The sequence below is a fragment of the Actinotalea caeni genome, from assembly GCF_009733795.1.
Lineage (GTDB): Bacteria > Actinomycetota > Actinomycetes > Actinomycetales > Beutenbergiaceae > Pseudactinotalea > Pseudactinotalea caeni.
Genome location: NZ_WNXX01000007.1, coordinates 35,353 through 59,829 on the forward strand (window position 1 = coordinate 35,353; position 24,477 = coordinate 59,829).

The window sequence follows — 24,477 nt, forward strand, 5'->3', positions numbered from 1 at the left end:
CGTGCCGGATCGTGACGAGGAGGTCATCGATGGTGGTTGGGAATCGGCGGCGGCAGCTGGCCGTCGCTGTCGCGGCGAGCGCGGCCCTGGGCCTCGCGGCCTGCTCGGGCGGCGGCGGGGGCGACGGCGACAGCGTCGAGATCACGTTCCTCACCCAGACCGGCGGCACCGGGCCGGAGTGGGCGGAGGCGCTCATCGAGGCCTTCAACGAGGAGCACCCCGAGATCACGGTGACCCTCAACACCCAGCCGGGTGGCACCGAGGGCGACAACCTCGTGAAGACCAAGCTCGCCACGGGCGAGATGGAGGACGTCTTCACCTACAACTCCGGCTCGCTGTTCCAGGCGATCAACCCCGACCAGAACCTGGTGCCGCTCACCGACGAGGAGTGGGCGGACACGCTCATCGAGTCGATGGTGGCGGTCGTCTCGACCGACAACGGCATCTACGGCGCCCCGACCGGCGCCTCGCAGGCGGGCGGCATCCTCTACAACATCCCGATCTACGAGGAGCTCGGCCTCGAGGTGCCGACGTCGTGGGACGACTTCATGGCCAACAACCAGGCGATCGCCGACGCCGGCCACACCCCCGTCATCCAGACCTACGGCGACACCTGGACCAGCCAGCTGTTCGTGCTCGGCGACTTCGCCAACGTCGCCGCGCAGGACCCGGACTGGGCCGAGGAGTACACGAGCAACAACCGCAGGTACGTCGACCAGCCGGCGCTGCAGGGCTTCCTCAACCAGCAGGAGGTCTACGAGGCCGGGTTCTTCAACGAGAACTTCGCCTCCGCGCTGTTCGACGACGGCGTGCGGATGGTCGCGACCGGCGAGGGCGCGCACTACCCGATCCTCACCGGGGCGACGTCGACGATCGCGCAGAACTTCCCGGACAACCTGGGCGACGTCGGCTTCTTCCCGCTGCCGGCCCAGGACGCCGCCGACACCCGCGCGACGATCTGGCTGCCGAACGCCGCCTACATCCCGAGCACCACCGAGGGCGAGGAGCTCGAGGCGGCCAAGCTGTTCGTCGCGTTCATCAACTCGCCCGAGGGCTGCCGCCTGCAGACCGAGTTCAACGTGCCCGCCGGGCCGTTCGCGACCAGCCTCTGCGAGCTGCCGAGCGACGTCCCGCGGGCGACGCAGGACCTGCAGACCTGGGTCGACGACGAGCTCGCCGGCCCTGCGCTGGAGTTCCTCTCGCCGATCAAGGGCCCGAACCTGGAGAACATCACGGTCCAGGTCGGCTCGGGCATCTCCACCGCGGAGGAGGGTGCGGCGCTGTACGACGACGACGTCGTCAAGCAGGCGCAGCAGCTCGGCCTCGAGGGCTGGTGACCCGCCCGCCCCGCGCCTCCACCGGCGCGGGGCGGGCGCCCCACCACCGGCCCCTCGACCAGGAAGGCGACCGATGGCACAGGCCGTCACCGCACCCGGCGCCGTGGCGAAGCGGCGGTCCGTCAAGAGCATCTACCCGACGTGGTTCTACCTCCCGGCGGGGCTCCTCTACGTCGTGCTGTTCGCGCTGCCGACGTTCGCGTCGTTCTACTTCGCGTTCACCCGGTGGTCGCTGCAGGACGTCGAGTTCACCGGCTGGGAGAACTTCGTCACGTTCTTCAGCGAGCCGCAGCTGCGCACCGGCTTCATCAACACGTTCGTCTACGGCTTCGTCACCTCCGGCGCCAAGGTCGTGCTCGGCCTGGCGCTCGCGGTCCTGCTGACGAGCCAGCTGATCGGGCGTGGGTACCTGCGCTCGGTCGTGTTCTTCCCGGTGCTGGTCTCGGCGATCGGCGTCGGCATCACCTTCAAGGTGCTGATGGACCCGTTCGACGGGCTCATCAACGAGTCACTGAGCGCGCTCGGCATCACCGGGCCCGCCTGGCTCACCGACCCGCAGTGGGCGCTGATGTCGGTCGCCCTCATCGACGTCTGGAAGGGCGTCGGGATCGCGACCCTCATCTACATCGCGGGCCTCGCCGCGATCCCGCAGGAGTACTACGAGGCGGCCAAGGTCGACGGCGCGGGTGGCTGGAAGGCGTTCCGGAGCATCACGCTGCCGCTCGTGCGCCCGGCGACCGCGACCGTCATCCTGCTGTCGCTCATCGGCGGCCTGCGCTCGTTCGACCTGATCTGGGCGACGACGCGCGGCGGGCCCGGCTTCACGAGCGACGTCATCGCGTCGGTCATCTACAAGCAGTACCAGGCCGGCTTCTACGGCCTGTCGACCGCGGGCAACGTCGTGCTGTTCCTCGTCGTCACCGCGATCGTGGTCCCGATCTCGACGCTGCTCAACCGACGGGAGGTCGAGCGATGAGGAACCGCCCCCGCGAGATCGTCCTCGGCACGGTCGCGATCCTGGCGTCGGTCGTCGTCTTCATCGTCCCGTTCGTGTTCATCTTCCTCACGGCGGCGAAGACGCCGGCGGAGGCCGCCGAGTTCGGGTTCTCGCTGCCGACCGAGTGGGCGATCTGGGACAACCTGACCACGGTCCTCACGGTCCGCAACAACCTCATCGTGCGCGCGTTCGTCAACAGCACGGTCATCACGGTGCTCAGCGTCGCGCTCATGGTCGTGCTCGCGGCGATGGTCGGCTACGTGCTGCAGCGGCGCCGCTCGCGCTGGAACCACGTCGTCAACTTCTTCGTCCTCGCCGGGCTGATCGTGCCGCCGGCCGTCGTCCCGACGATCTGGGTCATGCAGGGCCTCGGGCTCTTCAAGACGATCCCGGGCATGATCCTCATCGAGGCGACCTTCGGGCTGTCGTTCTGCATCCTGCTGTTCCGGGCGTTCGTCTCCACGATCCCGAAGGAGCTCGACGAGGCCGCCTGGATCGACGGCGCGGGCCCGTTGCGCGTGTTCTTCAGCGTCGTGGTGCCCCTGCTGCGGCCGGTGATGGTCACGGTGGTCGTCGTGCAGGCGGTCAACGTCTTCAACGACTTCACCGGTCCGCTGTACTTCCTGCCCGGCGACGACAACGCGACCGTGCAGCTGACGCTCTACAACTTCCAGAGCCAGACCATGAGCCAGTGGAACCTGCTGTTCATGGACATCCTGCTGATCACGATCCCGCCGCTGGTGATGTACATCTTCTTCAACCGGCAGATCGTCGCCGGGATGACGAGCGGGGCCGTGAAGGGGTAGGCCGTGACCGAGCGCACGACGACGGAGACCGCCGATGTGGGCGAGCCCCGCCGTCGTGGGCCCTACCGCAAGTCCAGGCTGGTGCGGCGGCGCATCCTCGACGCCGCCCTCGAGGTGTTCGCGCAGTCGGGCTACCGCACCGGGTCGGTGCGTGAGATCGCGGCACGCGTGGGGATGAGCGAGGCCGGGCTGCTCCACCACTTCCCGAGCAAGAGCGCGCTGCTCGCCGCGGTGCTCGCGCACCGCGACGCCCTGGCCGCGGAGCGGGTCGACCGCGACACCGACGACGGGCTGGTCGCGCTCGCCCGGCTGGTCGGGCTCGCGCGGGCCGACGCCGACCGGCCGCGCGTGGTCGAGCTGTACTGCGTGATCTCGGCCGAGGCGACGGCGCCGGACCACCCCGCGCACGCGTTCTTCGTCGACCGCTACGCGCGGCTGCGCGCGCGCATCGCGGACTCGTTCGAGCGGGTGCGCGCGGCGGGGCAGCTGCGCGACGGCGTCGACCCGCAGCGGGCGGCCGCGCAGATGATGGCGGTGTGGGACGGGCTGCAGCTGCAGTGGTTGCTGGACCGCAGCAGCGTCGACGTCGCCGCCGAGCTCGCCGACCACGTGCAGCGCCATCTCAGGGTGCCGCTGCCGCGCGCCTGAGCGGGCTCAGGCCGGCGGCTGCCAGCCCGGGTCACGACCGAGGTGGGCCAGCACGCCCGGCCAGGTCGACAGGTCGGCGGGGCCGTCGCCGACGGCGCGCGCGAAGAAGCCCTGGGTGACGCGGCTCTCGTCGTCCGGGATCGGCCCTGCCGCCGCGGCGACCGCGGCCACGACCGGCTCCGGCGGCGTGTGGTCGCGTCCGAGCGCACGTGCGAGGTCCCACCCGTGGACGGCGGTGTCGAGCAGCTGGGCGCCGATCACCACCGGGGCCGGCAGCGGGCGGGGCATGAGCTCGCGCACCACGACCGTGGCGGCGAGGTCGGCGCCGTCGAACGCGTGCAGCAACGCCTCGGCCGAGGCGCGCCAGGCCTCCTGCGTGAACGGCACGGGCGCGTAGGCGGACTCCGGCGCGTCGCCGTCGGCGACGGCGGCCGCCCACCCGTCCTGCTGACCGATCATGTGCGCCAGCAGGTCGGCCACGGTCCATCCCTCGCACGGCGTCGGCCGGGCGAGGTCGGCGTCGGTGACCGTGCGGACGTGGGCGTCGGTGCCCTGCATCGCCTCGTGGAACAGGTGTCGGTGGTCCATCCGGCCGAGTCTGGCAGAGGGGGTCGGGGCACCGGAAGGTCGGCGTGACATCGCAGGATGTGAACGCTAACATCGGGCCATGCGCGTCGCGATGCTGCACGGTGTGGGTGACATCCGGGTCGAGGAGGCCCCCGACCCCGACGTCCCCGAGGGGTACACGTTGGTGCGGGTCACCGACGTCGGGCTGTGCGGGTCGGACCTGCACTGGTTCGGCGAGGGCGGCATCGGCGACGCGACGCTGACCCGCCCGACCGTGCCGGGGCACGAGTTCGCCGGCGTGGGCGCCTCGGGCGAGCTCGACGGCGTGCCCGTCGCCGTCGACCCCGCGATCGCGTGCGGCCGCTGCGAGATGTGCGAGGCGGGGCACCGCAACCTCTGCGTGAACATCCAGTTCGCCGGCCACAGCACGCTCGACGGCGGCATGGCCGAGCTGATCGCCTGGCCGACCCACCTGCTGCACCCGCTGCCCGCGGGGATGACGGGAGCCGACGGCGCGATGCTCGAGCCCCTCGGCGTCGCGCTGCACGCCTGGGACCTCGCCCACAGCCGCGTCGGCGACACGATCGCCGTCGTCGGCTGCGGCCCGATCGGGCTGCTCACGGTCCAGCTCGCCAAGGCGGTCGGCTCCGGGACGGTCGTCGCCGTCGAGCCGCTCGCGCACCGCCGCGAGGCCGCAGCCCGCTACGGCGCCGACGTCGTGCTCGACGTCGACGAGGCCGGGGACCCCGACACGTGGCACCGCTGGGGTCTGGGCGCCGACGTCGTCCTCGAGATCGCCGGCAACGACGAGGCCGTCGGCATCTCGGTCACCGCGGCCCGGCCCGGCGGCCGGGTCGTGCTCGCCGGCATACCCGACGGCGAGCGCTCGTCCTTCCCGGCCCACGTCGCCCGCCGCAAGGGGCTGACGTTCGCGATGGTGCGCCGGATGAAGGAGATGTACCCGCGCACGATCCGGCTCGTCGAGCAGGGTCTCGTCGACGTGCGCTCCGTCGTCACCGAGCGCGCCCCGCTCGACGACGTCGCCGGCGCCTTCGCGCGCGCGACCGCCCGGACCGGCCTCAAGACCGTCATCGGGCTGGCGTGAGCGCCCCCGGGGCGCGGCGCACCGAGGAGCCGGTGGCCGGCGTGCACCCCGCCGCGGTCACGCCGCCCATGGGGTGGAACTCCTGGGACTGCTTCGGCACCACGGTCACCGAGGACGAGGTCCTCGCCAACGCCGAGGTGATGGCACGGCGCCTGCTGCCCTTCGGGTGGGACACCGTCGTCGTCGACATCCAGTGGTACGACCCCACGGCACGCGCGCACGGCTACAACGACGACGCGCCCCTGCTGCTCGACGAGCACGGCATCCCGCAGCCCGCGCCCAACCGGTTCCCGTCGGCGGCCGACGGCGCCGGGTTCGGCCCGCTCGCCGCGCGCGTGCACGACCTCGGGCTGCGCTTCGGCGTCCACATCATGCGCGGCATCCCGAAGATCGCCGTCGAGCGCGACCTGCCGGTCGCGGGCACGAGCTGGTCGGCGCGGGACATCGCCGACACGACCTCGACCTGCCCGTGGAACCCGGACAACTACGGCCTCGACCACGACCACCCGGGCGCGCAGGCCTACTACGACGCCCAGGTGGCGACGTTCGCGCGCTGGGGCGTCGACTACATCAAGGCCGACGACATGCTCGCGCCCTACCACGACCGCGAGATCGCGGCCTACGCCGAAGCGATCCGGCGCAGCGGCCGGGAGATCCTGCTCAGCCTCTCGCCCGGCACCGGGCTCGACCTCGCGCACCTCGAGCACCTGCGTGCCAACGCCCAGATGTGGCGGATCTCCGACGACCTGTGGGACCGCTGGGTCGACGTCGCCGACCAGTTCGACCGGCTCGCCCGCTGGGCACCGCACCAGCGTCCCGGCGGCTGGGCCGACGCCGACATGCTGCCGCTCGGCCGCATCGGGCTGCGCGCCGAGCGTGGCGAGCCGCGGATGAGCCTGCTCACCGCCGACGAGCAGCGCACCCTGCTGAGCCTGTGGGTGCTCGGCCGGTCCCCGCTCATGATGGGCGGCCACCTCCCGGAGACCGACGACGCGACCCTCGCGCTGCTCACCAACCGCGACGTGCTGCGCGTGCTCGGGCACTCGCGCGACAACGGCGAGATCCACCGCGACGGCGACCTGCGGGTCTGGCGCGCGACCGACGTCGAGACCGGCGCCGTCTGGGTCGGAGCATTCTGGCTCGGCGAGGAGGCGACGACCGTCGACCTCACCGGGCTCGACGGCGTCCCCGCCGGCGCCGCGACCGACCTGTGGGCCTCGGCGGACGCCGACCTCGCCGCCCTCGAGATCCCGCGCCACGGCGTCCGGCTGCTGCGCCTCGAGCCGTCCGCGCACCCCTGACCCACCCGCGGCCGCAGGCACCGGCCGCCCCCGTACCGACCCCAGCAAGGAGATCCCTCGCATGCCTGCCAGTGCACATCTCACCCTCGACCCCGCGTTCGTCGTCGGGCCGGTCCGGCGCCGGACCTTCGGCTCGTTCGTCGAGCACCTGGGCCGCTGCGTCTACACCGGCATCCACGACCCGGGCCACCCCACGGCCGACGCGGACGGCTTCCGCCAGGACGTCATCGACCTCGTCAAGGAGCTGGGCGTCGGCACCGTGCGCTACCCGGGCGGCAACTTCGTGTCCGGCTACCGCTGGGAGGACGGCATCGGCCCGGTCGAGCAGCGGCCGCGCCGTCTCGACCTCGCGTGGCACTCGACCGACCCGAACACCGTCGGCGTCGACGAGTTCATGCGCTGGTGCGCCAAGGCCGACATCGAGCCGATGATGGCGGTCAACCTCGGGACCCGGGGCGTGCAGGAGGCGCTCGACCTGCTCGAGTACACCAACGTCGTCGGCGGCACGCACTTCGCCGACCTGCGCCGCAGCCACGGCCAGGAGGAGCCCTACCGGATCCGCATGTGGTGCCTCGGCAACGAGATGGACGGCCCGTGGCAGATCGGTCACAAGACCGCCGAGGAGTACGCGCGGCTCGCCAAGGAGACCGCCAACGCGATGCGGATGGTCGACCCCGACCTCGAGCTCGTCGTGTGCGGCTCCTCGAGCTCGAGCATGCCGACGTTCGGGTCGTGGGAGGCCACCGTGCTGGCCGAGACCTACGAGAACATCGACTACGTCTCGGCGCACGCCTACTACCAGGAGAAGGACGGAGACCTCGCCAGCTTCCTCGCCTCCGCCGTCGACATGGACCGCTTCATCGAGTCGGTCGTGGCGACCGCGGACCACGTGCGCGCCGTCGGGCGCCACGAGAAGCGGATCAACATCAGCTTCGACGAGTGGAACGTCTGGTACCAGGACCGTGTCGCCAGCGACATCGCGAAGGGTGACGACTGGCCGGTGGCGCCGCGCCTGCTCGAGGACCGCTACAACGTCGCGGACGCCGTCGTCGTCGGGTCGCTGCTGATCTCCCTGCTGCGGCACACCGACCGCGTGCACTCGGCGAGCCTCGCCCAGCTGGTCAACGTCATCGCGCCGATCATGACCGAGCCGGGCGGCCGGGTGTGGAAGCAGACGACGTTCCACCCGTTCTCGCTCACCGCCACGCACGCCCAGGGCGAGGTGCTGCAGGTGGCGCTGTCGTCGCCGACGCACAGCACCGCCCGCTTCGGCGAGGTCACCTCGCTCGACGCGGTCGCGACGCGCGACGCCGAGACCGGCGCGGTCTCGCTGTTCGCCGTCAACCGCTCGACGACCGAGCCGCTGGAGCTGCAGGTCTCGCTCGCCGCTCTCGGCGGGAACCTGGAGCTCGTCGAGGCGCTCACCTACGCCAACGACGACCACACCTGGTCGGCGACGGCGGACGACTCCGAGTCGGTGCTGCCCGAGCCCAACGGCTCCGCCCGGCTCGCCGACGGCGTGCTCAGCGTGACGCTGCCGCCGATCTCGTGGAGCTGCGTCCGGCTGCAGGGCTGACCTCCGCCGGCCGGGTCACGGCGCTGGTCGTGACCCGGCCGTCCGCGGCGGTGACGCGGTGCACGTCGCCGACCAGCAGCGTGGAGGCCACGGCCTCCTTGTCCTCGCACGAGCCACCCACCCAGAGCTCGACGTCGCCCGGCTCGACCACCCGGGTCATGCCCGGGTCGGTGAGGGCGAGCAGTGAGGTCGGGACGGTGAACGTCACCTCGGCGCTCTCGCCCGGCTCGAGCTCGACGCGGCGGTAGCCGAGCAGCTGCGCAGCCGGCCGGGTGACGCTCGCGTGCACGTCGTGGCCGTAGAGCTGCACGACGTCGACGCCGGTGCGCTCGCCGGTGTTGGTCACCGTGACCGTCGCGGTCAGGCTGCCGTCGGTGGCGACCTCGGCCGGCACCCGCAGGTCCGTGCGCTCGAACGTCGTGTAGGTCAGCCCGAAGCCGAAGGGCCGCACCGGGGTGGTGTCCGCGCTGCTGACACCGCCGCTGCCGGCCAGCGCGGGCCGCAGGTAGGAGTACGGCTGCGCACCCGCCGAGCGCGGCATCGTGATCGGCAGCCGGCCCGACGGCGCGACGGTGCCCGCGAGCACGCGCGCGATCGCGGGGCCGCCCATCTGGCCCGGGAAGAACGACTGCAGCACGGCGGCCGCGGAGGTCTCGCCGTCGAGCGCCCAGCCGATCGCGTAGGGGCGGCCGGTGAGCAGCACCAGCACCACCGGGGTGCCGGTGGCGACGACCGCCTCGACCAGCTGGCGCTGCACGCCGGGCAGCTCGAGGGACTCGACGTCGTTGCCCTCGCCGACCGTGCCGCGCCCGAACAGGCCGGCCTGGTCGCCGACGACGACCACCGCGACGTCCGCCGCCTCGGCGGCCGCGACCGCCGCCGGGATGCCCGAGGTGTCGTCGCCGTCGACGTCGCAGCCCGGCGTCGTCGTGACCTCCACCTCGTCGAGCTCGGCGCGCAGCGCCTCGGCGACGCTCGGGATCTCGACACCCAGCGGCACGCCCGGGTGGTGCGCGAGCACGTGGTTGACGAAGGAGTAGCAGCCGAGCATCGCCTCAGGCCGGTCGGCGTTGGGGCCGATGACCGCGAGCCGCTGCGGCGCCCGGTCGGCCAGCGGCAGCAGGCCGTCGTTGCTCAGCAGCACCAGCGAGGACTCGGCGAGCCGCCGGGCGAGCTCGCGGTGCGCGGGCGGGTCCAGGTCGACGGCGGTGGGCGCCTCGTCGGTCGGCGGGTCGAGCAGCCCGAGATCCTCCTTCTGCGCGAGCACGCGCAGCACCGCGCGGTCGACGAGCGCCTCGTCGACCGTCCCGGCCGCCAGCGCCTCCGCGAGCGGCTCGGCGAACGTGTCACCGCTGGGCAGCTCGACGTCGATGCCGGCCGCGAGCGCGAGTCCCGCCGCCTCGCCCCGGTCGGCGGCCACCGCGTGGCTCATGTGCAGGAACGCGATCGAGAAGTAGTCGGCGACCACGACGCCGTCGAACCCCCACCGCTCGCGCAGCACCTCGGTGAGGTAGTACGGCGAGGCGGCGACCGGGACACCGTCGATCTCGGAGTAGGAGTTCATGACCGAGCGCACCCCGCCGTCGCGCACCGCCATCTCGAACGGCGGCAGGAACACGTCCGCGATCTCGCGCGGGCCCGCGTGCACCGGCGCGTGGTTGCGCCCCGCCTGCGACGCCGAGTACCCGACGAAGTGCTTGAGGGTGGCGTGGATGCCGGACCCCTGCAGACCGCGCACGTACGCGGTGCCGACCGTGCCCACGAGGTAGGGGTCCTCGGCGATGCACTCGTCGGTACGGCCCCACCGGGGGTCGCGCGCGACGTCGAGCACCGGCGCGAGACCCTGGTGCACCCCGATCCCGCGCAGCGTCGACCCGATCGCACGCGCGGTCTCCTCGACGAGGTCGGGGTCGAACGCGGCACCCCACGCGAGCGGCGTCGGGAAGATCGTCGCGCCCCACGCGGCCAGCCCGGTCAGGCACTCCTCGTGCACGATCGCGCCGATACCGTGACCCGAGCGCTCGCGCAGCCGCTCCTGCTCGCGCCACAGCCACCGCGCCCGCTCGACGGCGTCGACCGGCCGGGTGCCGTACACCCGGGTGAGGTGCCCGAGCCCGTGGGTCGTCGCGGTCTCGTACCGCTGCGACGCCTGCAGCTCGCCCGACATCGGGGCGACGGTCTCCTCGCCCTGGTCGACCCAGTAGCCGACCAGCTGCGCGAGCTTCTCCTCCCGGCTCATGCGGGCGTGCAGCTCGAGCACGCGGGGGGAGACGGCGGGCGTCGTGGCGGTCATGCGGTAGCTCCTCGTGGCGTCGGTCCAGGTGTGTGCGGCGGCGGGCGGCGGTGGCGCCCGGCTGCTACCCCTTCACGGCGCCCTGCAGGCCGTTGACGATGCGCTTCTGCATCGCCAGGAAGAACACGAGCGCGGGGATCATCGCCAGCGTCGTGAAGGCGTACACGCCCGCGATGTCGGCCGCGTGCTCGGAGGAGAAGTCGGCCACCCCGAGCGGCAGCGTGCGCATCCGGTCCTGCAGCAGCAGCAGCGGCAGCATGTAGTTGTTCCACGACGTGACGAACGCCAGCACGCCGACGGTCACCATGCCCGGGCCGGACAGCGGCAGCAGGATTCGCCAGAAGAACCCGAGCCGGCTCGCGCCGTCGAGCAGCGCGGCCTCCTCGATCTCGGTCGGGATCGCGGCGAGGAACGGCCGCAGGATCACGACCGTCAGGGGGAGAGCGAACGCCGCCTGCGGCAGCGCGACGCCCCACCAGGTGTTCCCCAGGCCCAGGTCCCGCGTGACGATGATGAACAGCGGGATGATCGCCACGGTCGCCGGGAAGAGCAGGCCCATGACGAAGATCGTGAACAGCGCCTCACGGCCGCGGAACCGGTACCGCGCGAGCGGGTAGGCCGCCATCACGCCCAGCAGCACCACCAGCCCGGTCGTGATGAGCGCGATCGCCGTCGAGTTCAGCGCGTAGCGCCAGAACTCCGCGCCCGTGATGACGTTCAGGTAGTTGTCGAGCACCCACGGGTCGGGCAGGCCGGCCGGGTCCTCGGCGAGCTGGGCGTTGGTGCGGAAGCCGCCGATCACGCCGACCAGCACCGGGCCGAGGCTCAGCGCCACGACGACGAGCGCCGCGACGTAGAGCAGCGGGTTGCGCGACTTCGCGTCGCGCCGGGCCCGGCGCCGCACCCGCGTGCCGGGGAGAGTCGTGGCGGTCATCGCTTCCCCCTCCGAGGCGAGTCGACGGTGTTGTCGCGGCTGAGGATGAAGCGCTGATAGGTCAGCGCCATCACGAGCGCGATGACGAACAGCACCACCGACGCCGCCGAGGCGATCCCGTAGTTGGCGCGGCGCTGGCCCTCGGTGAGCAGGAATGTCGCCATCGTCGTGGTGGCGTTGGCCGGGCCGCCGCGCGTGAGGATCCAGACCATGTCGAACAGCTGCAGCGACCCGATCATCGACAGGAACGCCCAGGTGCGCATCGTCGGGCCCAGCAGCGGGATCGTGATCCGCCACTGGGTCTGCCACCAGGAGGCGCCGTCGATCTCGGCTGCCTCGGTGACGTCGTGCGGGATGCCCTGCAGCCCCGCGAGCATGAGGATCACCGCCATGCCCAGGTACTTCCAGGTGAGCACGATCATGACGGCGTAGAGCGCCAGCTCGGGCGTGCCGAGCCAGCCCTGCGCCGGCCCGCTCAGCCCGAACCGCTCGAGCCAGGCGTCGATGACGCCGTAGCGCGGCTGCAGCAGCTGGAACCACACGACACCGGCGATGACCTCGGCCAGCACGTAGGGCACGAAGACGATCGTGCGCAGCACGCCCTGCCCGTACATCGGGCGGTTGAGCAGCAGCGCGATCGCCAGCCCCAGCGGCAGCTGCAGCACGATCGAGGCCACGACGACGAACAGGTTGTGCCTGACGGCGCCGTGGAAGACGTCGTTGGTGAGGATCGAGACGTAGTTCGCGAGCCCGACGAAGTCGACGAGCGGTCCGTACCCCTTCCAGGTGAAGAAGGACCACTGCACGGCTCGCAGCACCGGCCACGCCACGAAGACCACCATGAGCACGAGCGCGGGCGCGACGAGCACGGCGATCTCGAGGCGCTGCCGCCACGAGATGCCGCGCCGTCGCGCCGCGGCTGCCGCGGGCCCCGCGGGAGGGTCGGTGCGCGGGGTGCGCACCGTCTCCTGCGCGGGGCCGGCGGCAGCGGCGGTCGCCACGGCGGACGGAGCCCTGGTTGCGCCGTCCGCCACGCTCAGCCTGCCGTCCCGGCGGCCTGCTCGATGGCGTCGACGACGTCCTGAGCGGTCGCCTGCCCGGCGAAGAGCAGCGCGATCTCGTCGTTCATCGCGCCACCGACGGCCTGACCGAAGGCGGTGTCGAGGTAGAGCTGCACGTAGGGCGCGGAGTCACGCACCTCGAGCAGACCTGCCAGCGCCGGGTCGCTGATCGAGTCGACGGCGGCCGGGTTGGTCGGCAGCCCCATGTCGTTCTCGGCGAAGCCCTGCTGCACCTCGTCGGAGAGCAGGTACTCGATGAACTCGAGCGCCTCGTCCGGCGCGTCGCCCGACAGCGCCCAGGCGTCGCCGCCGCCGAGCGCGGCCGTCGGGTCGCCCTCGCCGGTCGGGGTCGTCGGGAACGGGAACCAGCCGGTGTTCTCGCCGAGGCCCTGGCCGTCGTCGGTGAGGCCCTGCATGACCCCGGGCTCCCAGTGGCCGGCGAGCTCCATCGCGACCTTGCCGGTCGCGAGCAGACCCGAGGCGCTCGTCGCGCCGGCCTGCGCCGGCGTCGAGAGGAAGCCGGGGTTGAACGGCTCGGCGGCGATCAGCTCCTCGAGCGCCTCACCGGCGCGGATGAAGCACGGGTCGTCGAACTGCAGCGAGCTGACCGCGGTGTTGAGGGCCTCCTCGGAGCACTCGCGCAGCGCGAAGTAGTACCAGTAGTGCGCGGCCGGCCAGCCCTCGCCCGCCCCGACGGAGATCGGGTCGATGCCGGCGGCCTTGAGCGCGTCGATGGTCTCGAAGAGCTCGTCCATCGTGGTCGGGGTGTCGGTGATCCCGGCCTCCTCGAAGAGGGCGGTGTTGTACCAGAAGCCCACCACGCCGATCGAGAACGGCAGCGCGTAGGTGCGGCCGTCGAGCGTCCAGCCGGCGACCGAGCCGCCCAGCTTCTCGATGGTCTCCGCCGCGTCGTCGGTGAGGTCGCGGATCAGACCGGCGTCGATCTTGTCGGCCATCTCGCCGCCGCCGCGCTCCATGAAGATGTCCGGCATGTCGCCGCTCTGCATGGCCGCGTCGAGCTTGGTGCCCATGTCCTCGTGCTGCATGGCGCTGATCTCGATCGTGACACCCGGGTTGTCGGCCATGAAGTCCTCGGCCACCTGCTGGTAGTAGCCCAGCCCCGGCTCGTTGTTCGAGTTGTGCCACCAGGTGATCGTGACACCGTCGCCGTCGCTGCTACCCCCGTTGCCGCCGGCGTCGGAGCCGCACGCCGTGAGCAGCATCCCTGCGGCGACCGCAGCGGCTGCACCGGCTGCCCATCGTGACTTCCTCATCAACATGCCCTTCTGTCGTCGTCGACCGTCGTGGGGAACTGTCGCAAACCCCGAGGGCGCATGTCAATCGTTATCGATAACGTTTTAGTCGCGATCGAACAGCGGTATGGTCAGCGGCATGCCGCGGGTCACGATCACCGACGTCGCGCGCGAAGCAGGGGTCTCGGTCGCCACCGTCTCGAAGGTTCTCAACGGCCGCGACGGCGTCGCCGCGAGCACGCTGCTGCGCGTCCAGGGCGTGATCGCGCGGCTCGGCTACGAGTCCAGCCTGGTGGCCACCAGCCTGCGCTCGCGGCGCACGAACGTCATCGGCTGCCTCGTCGCCGACTTCGAGCCGTTCAGCGCCGAGATCCTCAAGGGCGTCGGCACCGCGCTGCACGGCAGCGACCTGGAGCTGCTGGCCTACAGCGCCCGCCGCGCCGACGGCTCGGAGTGGGAGAACCGGTCGCTGCGCCGGCTGAGCGGCACCCTCATCGACGGCGCCATCCTGGTGACGCCGACCGTGCTCGCCGCACCGGTCGACATCCCGGTCGTCGTCATCGACCCGCACACCGGACCCGAGGGCACGCCCGCGGTCGAGTCCGACAGCCTCGAGGGCGCGCTGACGGCCACCCGGCACCTGCTCGACCTCGGCCACACCCGCATCGGGTTCCTCGCCGGCCGCCCGGACCTGCGCTCGGCGCAGCTGCGCGAGCAGGGCTACCGCGACGCGCTGGCGGCCGCCGGCGTCCCGTTCGACCCCTCGCTGATCCGCATCGGCCACTACGAGGACGAGCTCGCCAAGGAGGCGGTGCGGGAGCTGCTGACGCAGCCGGAGCCGCCGACCGCGGTGTTCGCCGCCAACGACCGGTCCGCGCTCGTCACGCTCGAGGTCGCCCACGAGGTCGGCCTCCGCGTCCCGGACGACCTCTCGATCATCGGCTTCGACGACATCCCGGAGTCGACCCGCGTCGCGGTGCCGCTGACGACGGTGCGCCAGCACATCCAGCGCCTGGGCGCGGTGGCGACGGAGATGCTGCGCACGCTGCTCGACGGCGGCACGCTCGAGACCAGCCACGTGCAGCTCCCGACCGAGCTCGTCGTCCGCGCGAGCACCGCCCCACCCCGCTAGCGATCCAGCCCGGCGACCCCCGCCCCGCCGGCGCTCCCGCCCGGTGCGCGCCCCGCCCGGTGCGCGCCCCGCCCCGTGCGCGAACTCGTACCTGCGCGCCGATCTCGTACGGTGCACGCTACGAGTTGGGTCGGGGGCTACGAGTTGGTCGGCGCGGCGCGGCGCGGTGCGGTGCGGCGCGGTGCGGTGCGAGGCAGCGATGGGCAGGGTGGCCGCCCGGTGGGGAGCGGGACCGGGGTGGGTGCCGGCCGGAGTGTCGGTGCGGTCGCCGTCGCGCTCGCTGCTGTTTCCGCGGCCCTGCGAACTCGTACCTGGGTGCCGAGCTCGTACGGTGCACGCTACGAGTTGGGCGCCGCAGTACGAGTTGGTCGACGCGGGGGGGGCATGGTGACCGGGCGCCGGGCAGGCTGGGCCGGGGCGGGCGCCGGTGGGAGTGTGGTCAGGGTGGCCGGCCGGCCGGTGCGCCGGTGGGGTCGCCGTCGCGCTCGCTGCTGTTTCCGCGGCCCTGCGAACTCGTACCTGGGTGCCGAGCTCGTACGGTGCACGCTACGAGTTGGGCGCCGCAGTACGAGTTCGGCGTGATGGAGCGAGGTCAGGCCGGCCGGCCGGCGTGCCGGTGGGTCGCCGTCGCGCTCTCTGTTCCCGTTGCCCTGCGAGCTCGTACCTGGGTGCCGAGCTCGTACGGTGCACGCTGCGAGCTCGGCACCCAGGTACGAGCTCGTGGATGCGGGTGGTGCCAGGGCGTCGCCGAGGGTGGGTGGTGGTGTGGCGGCCCCGCCGGTGGTGGGTGAGTGGACCAGGCGCGGTGCGCGTGTCAGCCCTGGCGGGCGAGCCGGCGCACCGTCTGCTCGGCGGCCGCGGGGGAGAGGTCGCGGCAGCCCTTGGCGACCCAGCCGCTGATCAGCTCGGGCTCGTGGCGCATGAGCGCGAGACCGCGCCGCACGAGCGTCGTCGGCGCCTTGCGCCCCTCGCCGAGGTCGCGCAGCAGCCGGAACCAGAACGTCGTGAGCCGGGGCCGCACGAGGCAGAGCGCGTCCGCCAGCACGTCCTCGCGCCGCAGGTCCGCGACGATCTCGGCCGCGAAGATCCCCTCGGCCACGACCACCGGTTCGCCGTCGAGCACCAGACGCGTCTCGCCGGTGCGGCGCGACGTCGGGATGTCGTAGACCGGGATCGTCGCCTCGCCCTCGCGGCACAGCGACACGAGCGCCTCGACGGCGGCCTCGCGGTCCCACGACGCCGGGTCGTCCCAGTCGACGATGCCGTAGCGGCGCGGCAGCCCGGGGTGGTCGACGTCGCGGTAGAAGTCGTCGAGCGCGACGGTCGGCAGGCCGAGCCGGCGCACGAGCGAGGACTTGCCGGAACCGGACGGCCCGGTCAGCAGCACCACCCGGGTCGGGACCTGACGGCTGCCCGCCGGGATCGCGAAGAGCCCGCCGTCGTCACCGACGCCGTCCGGGGGCGGGCTGTCGGCTGGCACCGAGCCATTATCCCCGAGCCCCCACGTGCCTGCGTCGGCGACGAGATCGAGGTCTTGGGTCGAGATCGAGGATCCAGATCCTCGATCTCGACCCAAGACCTCGATCTCGCGGGCGGGGGCTGCTAGGTGTAGCGGCGGGACCTGTCGAGAAGGGCGGCAGGTGTGGCCTGCAGAGGAGGGGTGCCGTGGGGGGTGTCGTGGCGGAGCCGGACGAGGCGCTGGTCGAGGCCGCGCGGCGGGGGCTCGCCGAGCTGGCGGATCCCGTCAAGGCGCCTCAGATGCAGCGGTACATGCGGTCGGAGATGCCGTTCCGCGGGGTGCCGAAGCCTGAACGGGCGGCGCTCGCACGGCGGTTGTTCGCCGCGCACCCGCTGCCCTCACCGGCCGTGCTCGTCGCGACCGTGCGCACGCTGTGGGACGCGGCGCGGTTCCGCGAGGAGCGGTACCTGGCGACCGATCTCACCGGCTGGCGCGGCTACCGCGCCTGGCAGGGCCCGGAGCTGCTGCCGCTGTACGAGCACATGATCGTCACCGGTGCCTGGTGGGACCACGTCGACGAGATCGCGAACCGCCGGGTGGGCCCGCTGCTGCTCGCGCACCCCGACGAGGTGGCGCCCGCGATGCGCGCGTGGGCCCACGACGACGACCGCTGGCGGCGCCGGACGGCGATCATCTGCCAGCTCGGGGCCAAGGAGCGCACCGATGTCGCCCTGCTGACCGAGGCGATCGAGGCGAGCATCGGCGAGGGCGACTTCTTCCTCCGCAAGGCGATCGGCTGGGCGCTGCGGCAGCACGCCCGGGTCGACCCCGACTGGGTGCGGGCGTTCGTCGCCGCCCATCCCGACCTGTCCCCGCTGTCGGTCCGCGAAGCGACCAAGCATCTCTAGCGAGCGTCTCGTCCGGCAGCCGAGACCGATCGTTGACGCGTCACGTATCGATGCGCTAGCGTCGTGCCGACGCCTGAATCGATTCAGTCTCATCGGCGGAGATGATCATGGCACCGCACGCCCGACCGCCGCGCCCTGCGCGCGGCTCCCGCAGGCTCACGACCGCCCTCGCGACGGCGGCACTCGCGCTGGGAGGAGCCGTCGCCGTCGGGCTGCCCGCGGGCGCCGAGCCGCCCGGGCCGGAGCAGGTGCCGGTCCGCGACGCCGAGCACCTCGACCGCGCTCCCGTCGCGGTCGTGACCGAGGGTGGCGTCTACGTGGGCTGGCGGATGCTCGGGCTCGACCCCGAGGAGATCGTCTTCAACGTCTTCCGCGACGGCGTCAAGGTCAACGACGCGGCCGTCGCAGGCTCGACCAACCTGCTCGACCCGGACGGCGCCGCGGGCTCGGTCTACCGGGTGCAGGCGATCACGCCCGACGGCGCCTTCTGGGCCACCGAGGAGTTCACGCCCTGGGCGCAGAACCACCTCGACGTGCCGCTGGAGGTCCCCGAGGGCGGCGTGACGCCCGACGGCGTCGCGTACGAGTACCGGGCGAGCGACGCGAGCGTCGGCGACCTCGACGGCGACGGCCGGCTCGAGATCGTGCTGCTGTGGAACCCGACCAACGCCAAGGACAACAGCCAGTCGGGCCACACCGGCAACGTCTACGTCGACGCCTACACGCTCGACGGCGAGCAGCTGTGGCGGATCGACCTCGGCCGCAACATCCGCGCCGGCGCCCACTACACGCAGCTCATGGTCTTCGACCTCGACAGCGACGGCCGCGCGGAGGTCGCCGTCAAGACCGCCGACGGCACGGTCGACGGCGTCGGGACCGTCATCGGGGACCCCGAGGCCGACTGGCGCAACGAGGCCGGCTACGTGCTGGACGGCCCCGAGCTCCTCACGGTGTTCGACGGTCTCACCGGTGCCGCGATCGACACGGTCGACTACGTGCCGCCCCGCGGCGTCGTCGACGACTGGGGCGACGGCTACGGCAACCGGGTGGACCGCTTCCTCGCCGCCGTCGCCTACCTCGACGGCGGGCACCCGAGCGTCGTCTTCACGCGCGGCTACTACACGCGGGCCGTGCTGGCCGCGTGGGACTTCGACGGCGAGCGGCTGGCCCTGCGCTGGGTGTTCGACTCCGACGAGCCGGGCAACGAGGCGGCCGCCGGGCAGGGCAACCACAACCTCTCGGTCGCCGACGTCGACGGCGACCACCGCGACGAGATCGTGTTCGGCTCGGCGACGATCGACGACGACGGAACGCTCGCGTACGCGACCGGCCTCGGTCACGGCGACGCCATGCACGTGAGCGACCTGGTGCCGAGCAACGACGGCCTCGAGGTGTTCGCCGTCCACGAGTGCATGGACTGCTCGGGTGGCCGCGGCGCGACGATGCGCGACGCCGCCACCGGCGAGATCCTGTGGAGCATCCCGGCCACCCGCGACACCGGCCGCGGCGCCGCCGCCGACATCGACCCGCGCTACCCCGGTGCCGAGGGCTGGGCCGTCGGCTCGGGCGAGTGGGACGACACGACCGGTTACCTCATGAGCGCCGACGGCGAGCGGATCGGCAGCAGCATCCCGGCGGCGAACTTCGTCGTGCAGTGGGACGCGGACCTGCTGTACGAGATCGCCGACCACGTCTTCGACGACGTGCCGCGCACGGGCGACCCCTACGTCTACGACTGGGACCACGAGGCCGGCGAGCAGGTCGAGATCTTCGCGCCCGAGGGCGTCAAGACGAACAACGACACCAAGGGCAACCCGAGCCTGCAGGCGGACCTGTTCGGCGACTGGCGCGAGGAGCTGGTGTACCGCACCGAGGACTCGACGGCGCTGCGGATCTTCACGACGACCGACGTCACCGAGCACCGGCTGCGCACGCTGATGTCCGACCCGGTGTACCGGCTCGCGGTCGCGTGGCAGAACGTCGCGTACAACCAGCCCCCGCACACGAGCTACTTCCTCGGCGAGGGCATGGCGACGCCGCCGGCGCCGCGGATCGCCTACACCGACGCCCCCGAGCCGGTGGTCGACACCACCCGCCCGCTCGTCGAGCTCGTCGAGCCGACCACCGGCGCCGTCGAGGAGCTGACGATCCGGGTGGACGCGAGCGACGAGGTCGGGCTCGCCCGTGTCGTCGCGAACGTCTACGCCGACGGCGTGCTGGTGCGCAGCACCCAGTCACGCGTCGACGGCGACCTGACGGCGACCCACACCGCGACGGTCGCGCTGCCGCCGGGCGACTACACGGTCCGGTACAACGCGCACGACCTCAACGGCAACGTCTCGCGCACGTACGAGCACGACGTCACGGTGGGGGCGGCGACCGGCTGAGCCTCAGCGCCTCGCATCCAACGCGGCCTGCGCGGCGGCGAACCGGGCGATCGGCACGCGGTACGGCGAGCACGACACGTAGTCGAGGCCGAGCCGCTCGAACAGCGCGATCGAGGCCGGGTCGCCGCCGTGCTCGCCGCACACCCCGAGCTTGAGACCGGGCTTGCGGGACCGGCCGCCCTCGGCTCCGAGCCGCACCAGCCCACCGACGCCGTCGACGTCGATCGAGGAGAACGGGTTGTCGGGCACGAGGTCGGTGTCGAGGTAGGACGACAGGAACGCGCCCTCGGCGTCGTCGCGGGAGATGCCGACGCCGGTCTGGGTGAGGTCGTTGGTGCCGAACGAGAAGAAGTCGGCGTGCTCGGCGATCTGGTCGGCGACGACGGCGGCGCGGGGCAGCTCGATCATCGTGCCGATCGGGATCTCGAGACGGCGGCCGGCGCGCTCGAACTCCTCCTCCAGCGTCTCGGTGATGATCGCCCGCATCCGGCGCAGCTCCTCGGCGAAGGCGACGAGCGGCACCATGATCTCCACGCGTGGGTCGCCGCCGCGGTCGGCGACGGCGAACGCCGCCCGCGCGATCGCGCGCACCTGCATCTGCGGGATCTCTGGGTGCAGCAGCGCGAGCCGGACGCCGCGGGTGCCGAGCATCGGGTTCTGCTCGGTGAGCTTCTTGATCTGCGCCAGCAGCGCGCGGGCGTGCTGCAGGTCGGTCGGGTGGCCTTCGCCCGCGAGCTCCAGCCGCTGCACCTCCAGCGCCTGGTCGACGAGGTTCGGGAGGAACTCGTGCAGGGGCGGGTCGAGCAGCCGGATCGTGACCGGGAGCCCGGACATCGCCTCGAGGATCTCCTCGAAGTCGGCCTGCTGCATCGGCAGGATCTCCGCGAGCGCGGCCGCGCGCTCGTCGTCGTCGCTCGCGAGGATCATGCGCCGGACCGCCGGCAGCCGGTCGTGCTCCATGAACATGTGCTCGGTGCGGCACAGCCCGATGCCCTCGGCGCCGAACTCCCGCGCCCGGGCGGCGTCGGGTCCGTTGTCGGCGTTGGCGCGCACCCCGAGCCGGCGGATCTCGTCGGCCCAGCCGACGACGGTCGCGAAGTCGGTGTTGATCTGCGGCGGCACCAGCTCCAGGGCCCCGCGGTACACGGCGCCGGTCGAGCCGTCGAGCGTGATCCAGTCGCCCTCGGCGAGCGTGACGTCGCCGACCGTCAGCGTCCGCGCCTCGGTGTCGATCGCGATCTCCGAGGCGCCCGCGACGCAGGGCTTGCCCATGCCGCGCGCGACGACGGCCGCGTGGCTGGTCATGCCGCCGTGCGCCGTCAGCACGCCCTGCGCGGCCAGGGTGCCCGCGATGTCGTCGGGCGTGGTCTCCCACCGCACGAGCACGACGGCGTCGCCGGCCTTGCCGCGCCGCTCGGCGAGGTCGGAGTCGAGCACGATCTCGCCGACGGCGGCGCCGGGGGAGGCGGCGAGCCCGCGCGTGAGCGGCTCCCGGCCGTGCGCGGGGTCGATCGCGGGGTGCAGCAGCTGGTCGAGCTGGGCGGGCTCGATGCGGCGCAGCGCCTCCTCGCGGGTGATCACGCCCTCCTCGACGAGGTCGCGGGCCACCTTGAGCGCGGCGGCGGCGGTGCGCTTGCCGGTGCGGGTCTGCAGCAGGTAGAGCGAGCCCTCCTCGACGGTGAACTCGATGTCCTGCATGTCGCGGTAGTGCGCCTCGAGCCGCTGCATGACGTCGAGCAGCTGGCCGTAGGCCTCGGGCAGCACCTGCTCCATCTCGGCGAGCGGTCGCGGCGTCCGGATGCCGGCGACGACGTCCTCGCCCTGGGCGTTGAGCAGGAACTCGCCGTAGAGCTCCTTCGCGCCGGTCGACGGGTTGCGGGTGAAGCAGACGCCGGTCGCCGAGGTCTCGCCGCGGTTGCCGAACACCATCTGCATGACGTTGACGGCGGTGCCGAGGTCGTCGGGGATGCCGTTCGCGCGCCGGTACACGCGGGCGCGCGGGTTCAGCCAGGACCGGAACACCGCGTCGATCGCGCGCCGCAGCGCCTCGCGGGGGTCGCTCGGCAGGTCGTCGCCGATGTGCTGCCGGCTCACCTGCTTGAAGGTGTCGACGAGCTCGCGCAGGTCGTCGGTGCTCAGGTCGGTGTCCTGCGCGGCGCCGCGGGCCTTCTTGAGCGCGGTGAGCGCGTCCTCGTAGACGTGCGCGGGCACGCCCTCGACGACCTCGCCGTACATCTGCACGAAGCGGCGGTAGGAGTCCCACGCGAACCGCGGGTCGCCCGCCTCGCGGCCGAGCGCGTCGACCGTGTCGTCGCCGATGCCGAGGTTGAGGATCGTGTCCATCATGCCGGGCATCGACACGACCGCGCCCGAGCGCACCGAGACCAGCAGCGGCCGCTCGGGGTCGCCCAGGCCACGCCCCGTGCGCTCCTCGAGCCGCGCGAGCGCGGCGAGCGTCTCCTCCCACAGCCCGTCGGGCCACGTGCCGCCCGCCGCCATCGTGTCGACGCAGGCCGCGGTGGTGACGGTGAAGCCGTCCGGCACCGGGACCCCGAGGCGCATCATCTCCGCGACGCCGGCGCCCTTGCCTCCGAGCAGGGCCTTCATCGAGGCGTCGCCCTCGGCCAGGTCGTACAGGTAGTGCTGATCCGTCATCGGGTCTCACTCCATCGGGACAACCGACGGCTGGCCCGTGCGCCAGCGTCAAGCGCACCCTAGCGGCGCCGTGCGGCGGGTGTCCGACGGCGTGGGCGTGCGCGAGACGTCGAATCGATCCAGTGTGAGCGAGGTCACGCGAGCTGGTCGCGGCGGTGCTCGACCAGCTCGATGACGCGCACCGCGGCCTCCTCCATCGCGAGGGCCGTCGTGTCGAGGACGGGGCAGCCGAGCCGCCGCTGCACCGCGCCCACCTCCTCGAGCTCGTCGTAGATCTTGGCGAGCTCGGCGTAGCCGTCGCGGCCTGCCGTCGCGCCCAGGTGCCGGACCCGCCGGTGCCGGATCTCCTGCAGCCGCTCGGGGTCGATCGTCAGGCCGACGATCTTCCAGCGGTCGACCTCGAACAGCGCACGCGGCGCCGGGATCCCGGGGACCAGCGGGATGTTGGTGGTCTTGTAGCCGAGGTAGCCGAGGTACATCGACAGCGGCGTCTTGCCGGTGCGGGAGGCGCCGACGAGCACGATGTCGGCGGCGGAGAGCGGGCTGGTGAGCTTGCCGTCGTCGTTGGCGATCGCGAACTCCATCGCCTGGATCCGCCGGAAGTAGTCCTCGCCCACCCCGATCGGGTGCACCGTCCGCGAGGGGGCCTCGCCGATCGCGCGCTGCAGCGCGTCGACCGCGGGCTCCAGCAGGTCGACGTGCACGAGCCCGGCCTCGGCGCACAGCTGCGCGAGCAGCGCCTTGAGCTCCTCGTCGGCGAGCGTCGAGAACACCACGACCGTGCGTGTGAGCCCGGTGAGCGGGTCGACGACGGCGCGCAGCGCCTCGGGGGAGCCGACCCGAGGGTGCCGGATGATCCGGATCTCCCGGTCGGCGTACTGCGCGCGAGCCGCGCGCGCGACGCGCGCTGCCGTGTCGCCCGTGGAGTCCGCGACGACGTGGATGTGGATCACCTCGGCCACCCGGCGATCCTGCCACCGCGGCGCGTGGCCGCGAGGCCGAACCGCGGCCGGGCCTCAGGCGCGGGGTCGCTGCTGGCGCGCACGACGAGCTCGGGCGTGAACACGACCTGCTCCGGCTCGCCCGCGCCGGAGCGCAGCAGGATGTCGGCGGCGGTCCAGCCGAGGGTGTGCATCGGCTGCCGGACCGAGGTCAGCGGCGTCGTGAGCATCGACGCGAACGACACGTCGTCGTAGCCGACGACGGCCATCTCCTCGGGGACGGGCACACCGTGCTCCCGCAGCGCGCGCAGCACGCCGAGCGCGGTGAGGTCGTTGACGCAGAACACCGCCGTCGGGCGCGGCCCGGGCCGGTCGAGCAGGTCGTCCAGCGCCGCGGCGCCCGCGTCGGCGTTGAGGTTGTCGACGCCGAGCTCGACCAGCGCCTCGGCGGGGTCGAGCCCGTGCTCGGTCAGCGTCTGCACGACGCCGTCGCGGCGGTCGACGCACTGCCGCAACGTCATCGGGCCGTTGACGAACGCGATACGGCGGTGGCCCTGCTCGAGCAGGTGCGTGATCGCCAGGCCCGCGCCCGTGACGTCGTCGACCGCGACCGAGCCGAGCTCCGGCACGGGGGAGACGTGGTCGAGCAGGACGACGGGGATGCCCTTGTCCTGCACCGCCAGCAGCGCGTCGATGCTGCCGTGCGACGGTGTCGCGAGCAGGCCGCGGACGCCGTGCTCGGCGAACAGCCGCAGGTAGCGCGCCTCGCGGTCGGGGTTCTCGTCGGAGCTCGCGAGCATGAGCGTGAGGTCGTCGACCGCGAGCCGGTCCTCGATGCCGCGGGCGATCTCGGTGAAGAACGGGTTGGCGATGTCGAGCAGCACCGCCCCGATCGTCGTGATCTCGCCGCTGCGCAGCTGCCGGGCCGAGGCGTTGCGGACGAAGCCGAGCTCCTCGATCGCGGCGAGCACGCGCTCGCGGGTCGCGCCCGCCACCCGGTCGGGGCGGTTGAGCACGTTCGAGACCGTGCCGACCGACACCCCGGCGAGCCGCGCGACGTCGGTGACGCTCGGTCGCCGCACCCGGCCCGCGCCGGCGTCCGTCTGCGTCGGCATGC

19 protein-coding genes are annotated in these 24,477 nt (G+C 72.6%); 10 read left to right on the plus strand and 9 right to left on the minus strand.

The features are described 5' to 3' along the window. The first annotated feature begins 29 nt into the window (after positions 1-29). The 4 genes from GPA02_RS08050 (at position 30) to GPA02_RS08065 (ending at position 3,788) form a co-directional block, all read left to right on the plus strand. A complete protein-coding gene (locus GPA02_RS08050) occupies positions 30-1,337 on the plus strand; it encodes an ABC transporter substrate-binding protein (protein WP_156199410.1) in 1,308 nt (435 codons plus the stop codon). A 73-nt stretch (positions 1,338-1,410) separates the two neighbouring features. Continuing rightward, entirely contained in the window at positions 1,411-2,313 is a 903-nt protein-coding gene (locus GPA02_RS08055; RefSeq protein WP_156199411.1) for a carbohydrate ABC transporter permease, read from the plus strand. Then, on the plus strand, positions 2,310-3,140 hold the full coding sequence (locus GPA02_RS08060; RefSeq protein ID WP_156199412.1) for a carbohydrate ABC transporter permease: 831 nt from the start codon (positions 2,310-2,312) through the stop codon (positions 3,138-3,140). The genes GPA02_RS08055 and GPA02_RS08060 overlap by 4 nt, the downstream gene beginning before the upstream one ends. A gap of 3 nt (positions 3,141-3,143) precedes the next feature. Beyond that, positions 3,144-3,788 (plus strand): TetR/AcrR family transcriptional regulator, encoded by a 645-nt coding sequence (locus tag GPA02_RS08065; protein ID WP_240133947.1) that lies wholly within the window; start codon positions 3,144-3,146, stop codon positions 3,786-3,788. Positions 3,789-3,794: 6 nt separating this feature from the next. On the opposite strand, the gene GPA02_RS08070 is transcribed toward GPA02_RS08065, so the two are convergent. After that, a complete protein-coding gene (locus tag GPA02_RS08070) occupies positions 3,795-4,376 on the minus strand; it encodes a TIGR03086 family metal-binding protein (protein WP_162457727.1) in 582 nt (193 codons plus the stop codon). Between the two features lie 79 nt (positions 4,377-4,455). Between GPA02_RS08070 and GPA02_RS08075 the strand changes: the two genes are divergently transcribed. The 3 genes from GPA02_RS08075 to arfA all read left to right on the plus strand — a co-directional run bounded on the left by GPA02_RS08075 (position 4,456) and on the right by arfA (position 8,337). Further along, on the plus strand, positions 4,456-5,460 hold the full coding sequence (locus GPA02_RS08075; RefSeq protein ID WP_156199414.1) for a zinc-dependent alcohol dehydrogenase: 1,005 nt from the start codon (positions 4,456-4,458) through the stop codon (positions 5,458-5,460). 68 nt (positions 5,461-5,528) lie between these two features. Continuing rightward, positions 5,529-6,761, plus strand: coding sequence for a glycoside hydrolase family 27 protein (locus GPA02_RS08080; protein WP_156199508.1), 1,233 nt, complete (start codon positions 5,529-5,531; stop codon positions 6,759-6,761). Between the two features lie 61 nt (positions 6,762-6,822). Continuing rightward, positions 6,823-8,337 carry an arabinosylfuranosidase ArfA gene (arfA, locus tag GPA02_RS08085; protein WP_156199415.1) on the plus strand — a complete coding sequence of 505 codons (1,515 nt, stop codon included), beginning with the start codon at positions 6,823-6,825 and terminating at the stop codon, positions 8,335-8,337. Here the strand turns inward: arfA and GPA02_RS08090 are convergent. The 4 genes from GPA02_RS08090 to GPA02_RS08105 form a co-directional block, all read right to left on the minus strand. Then, positions 8,285-10,630 (minus strand): beta-xylosidase/alpha-l-arabinosidase, encoded by a 2,346-nt coding sequence (locus GPA02_RS08090; protein ID WP_156199416.1) that lies wholly within the window; start codon positions 10,628-10,630, stop codon positions 8,285-8,287. The genes arfA and GPA02_RS08090 overlap by 53 nt on opposite strands. 64 nt (positions 10,631-10,694) lie before the next feature. After that, complete coding sequence (locus GPA02_RS08095) at positions 10,695-11,564, minus strand: carbohydrate ABC transporter permease (RefSeq protein WP_156199417.1); 870 nt, start codon at positions 11,562-11,564, stop codon at positions 10,695-10,697. Beyond that, positions 11,561-12,565: a carbohydrate ABC transporter permease gene (locus GPA02_RS08100; protein WP_240133948.1), complete on the minus strand. Its 1,005-nt coding sequence runs from the start codon at positions 12,563-12,565 to the stop codon at positions 11,561-11,563. The genes GPA02_RS08095 and GPA02_RS08100 overlap by 4 nt, the downstream gene beginning before the upstream one ends. A gap of 35 nt (positions 12,566-12,600) precedes the next feature. Beyond that, a complete protein-coding gene (locus GPA02_RS08105) occupies positions 12,601-13,899 on the minus strand; it encodes an extracellular solute-binding protein (RefSeq protein ID WP_156199418.1) in 1,299 nt (432 codons plus the stop codon). Positions 13,900-14,017: 118 nt separating this feature from the next. On the opposite strand from GPA02_RS08105, the gene GPA02_RS08110 reads away from it, so the two are divergent. Next, complete coding sequence (locus GPA02_RS08110) at positions 14,018-15,010, plus strand: LacI family DNA-binding transcriptional regulator (RefSeq protein ID WP_156199419.1); 993 nt, start codon at positions 14,018-14,020, stop codon at positions 15,008-15,010. Between the two features lie 814 nt (positions 15,011-15,824). On the opposite strand, the gene GPA02_RS08115 is transcribed toward GPA02_RS08110, so the two are convergent. Beyond that, positions 15,825-16,490, minus strand: a complete 666-nt coding sequence (locus tag GPA02_RS08115) for a uridine kinase family protein (RefSeq protein WP_240133949.1) — start codon at positions 16,488-16,490, stop codon at positions 15,825-15,827. A gap of 197 nt (positions 16,491-16,687) precedes the next feature. Between GPA02_RS08115 and GPA02_RS08120 the strand changes: the two genes are divergently transcribed. Then, positions 16,688-17,377 (plus strand): DNA alkylation repair protein, encoded by a 690-nt coding sequence (locus GPA02_RS08120; protein WP_156199511.1) that lies wholly within the window; start codon positions 16,688-16,690, stop codon positions 17,375-17,377. 107 nt (positions 17,378-17,484) lie between these two features. Beyond that, positions 17,485-19,764, plus strand: coding sequence for a rhamnogalacturonan lyase family protein (locus GPA02_RS08125; protein ID WP_162457728.1), 2,280 nt, complete (start codon positions 17,485-17,487; stop codon positions 19,762-19,764). Positions 19,765-19,767: 3 nt separating this feature from the next. On the opposite strand, the gene ppdK is transcribed toward GPA02_RS08125, so the two are convergent. From ppdK to GPA02_RS08140, 3 genes are all read right to left on the minus strand, one after another. After that, complete coding sequence (ppdK, locus tag GPA02_RS08130) at positions 19,768-22,419, minus strand: pyruvate, phosphate dikinase (RefSeq protein ID WP_156199420.1); 2,652 nt, start codon at positions 22,417-22,419, stop codon at positions 19,768-19,770. Positions 22,420-22,553: 134 nt separating this feature from the next. Beyond that, entirely contained in the window at positions 22,554-23,381 is an 828-nt protein-coding gene (locus GPA02_RS08135; protein WP_156199421.1) for a pyruvate, water dikinase regulatory protein, read from the minus strand. Further along, a complete protein-coding gene (locus GPA02_RS08140; protein WP_156199422.1) occupies positions 23,369-24,475 on the minus strand; it encodes a LacI family DNA-binding transcriptional regulator in 1,107 nt (368 codons plus the stop codon). Before GPA02_RS08140 ends, GPA02_RS08135 begins: the two co-directional genes overlap by 13 nt. Between the last annotated feature and the right edge of the window lie 2 nt (positions 24,476-24,477).

Coding starts and splice junctions, on each gene's coding strand:
- GPA02_RS08050 (WP_156199410.1), top strand. CDS start 30: ATGGTGGTTGGGAATCGGCGGCGGCAGCTGGCCGTCGCTGTCGCGGCG.
- GPA02_RS08055 (WP_156199411.1), top strand. CDS start 1,411: ATGGCACAGGCCGTCACCGCACCCGGCGCCGTGGCGAAGCGGCGGTCC.
- GPA02_RS08060 (WP_156199412.1), top strand. CDS start 2,310: ATGAGGAACCGCCCCCGCGAGATCGTCCTCGGCACGGTCGCGATCCTG.
- GPA02_RS08070 (WP_162457727.1), bottom strand. CDS start 4,376: ATGGACCACCGACACCTGTTCCACGAGGCGATGCAGGGCACCGACGCC.
- GPA02_RS08075 (WP_156199414.1), top strand. CDS start 4,456: ATGCGCGTCGCGATGCTGCACGGTGTGGGTGACATCCGGGTCGAGGAG.
- GPA02_RS08080 (WP_156199508.1), top strand. CDS start 5,529: ATGGGGTGGAACTCCTGGGACTGCTTCGGCACCACGGTCACCGAGGAC.
- arfA (WP_156199415.1), top strand. CDS start 6,823: ATGCCTGCCAGTGCACATCTCACCCTCGACCCCGCGTTCGTCGTCGGG.
- GPA02_RS08090 (WP_156199416.1), bottom strand. CDS start 10,630: ATGACCGCCACGACGCCCGCCGTCTCCCCCCGCGTGCTCGAGCTGCAC.
- GPA02_RS08095 (WP_156199417.1), bottom strand. CDS start 11,564: ATGACCGCCACGACTCTCCCCGGCACGCGGGTGCGGCGCCGGGCCCGG.
- GPA02_RS08105 (WP_156199418.1), bottom strand. CDS start 13,899: ATGAGGAAGTCACGATGGGCAGCCGGTGCAGCCGCTGCGGTCGCCGCA.
- GPA02_RS08110 (WP_156199419.1), top strand. CDS start 14,018: ATGCCGCGGGTCACGATCACCGACGTCGCGCGCGAAGCAGGGGTCTCG.
- GPA02_RS08125 (WP_162457728.1), top strand. CDS start 17,485: ATGGCACCGCACGCCCGACCGCCGCGCCCTGCGCGCGGCTCCCGCAGG.
- ppdK (WP_156199420.1), bottom strand. CDS start 22,419: ATGACGGATCAGCACTACCTGTACGACCTGGCCGAGGGCGACGCCTCG.
- GPA02_RS08140 (WP_156199422.1), bottom strand. CDS start 24,475: ATGCCGACGCAGACGGACGCCGGCGCGGGCCGGGTGCGGCGACCGAGC.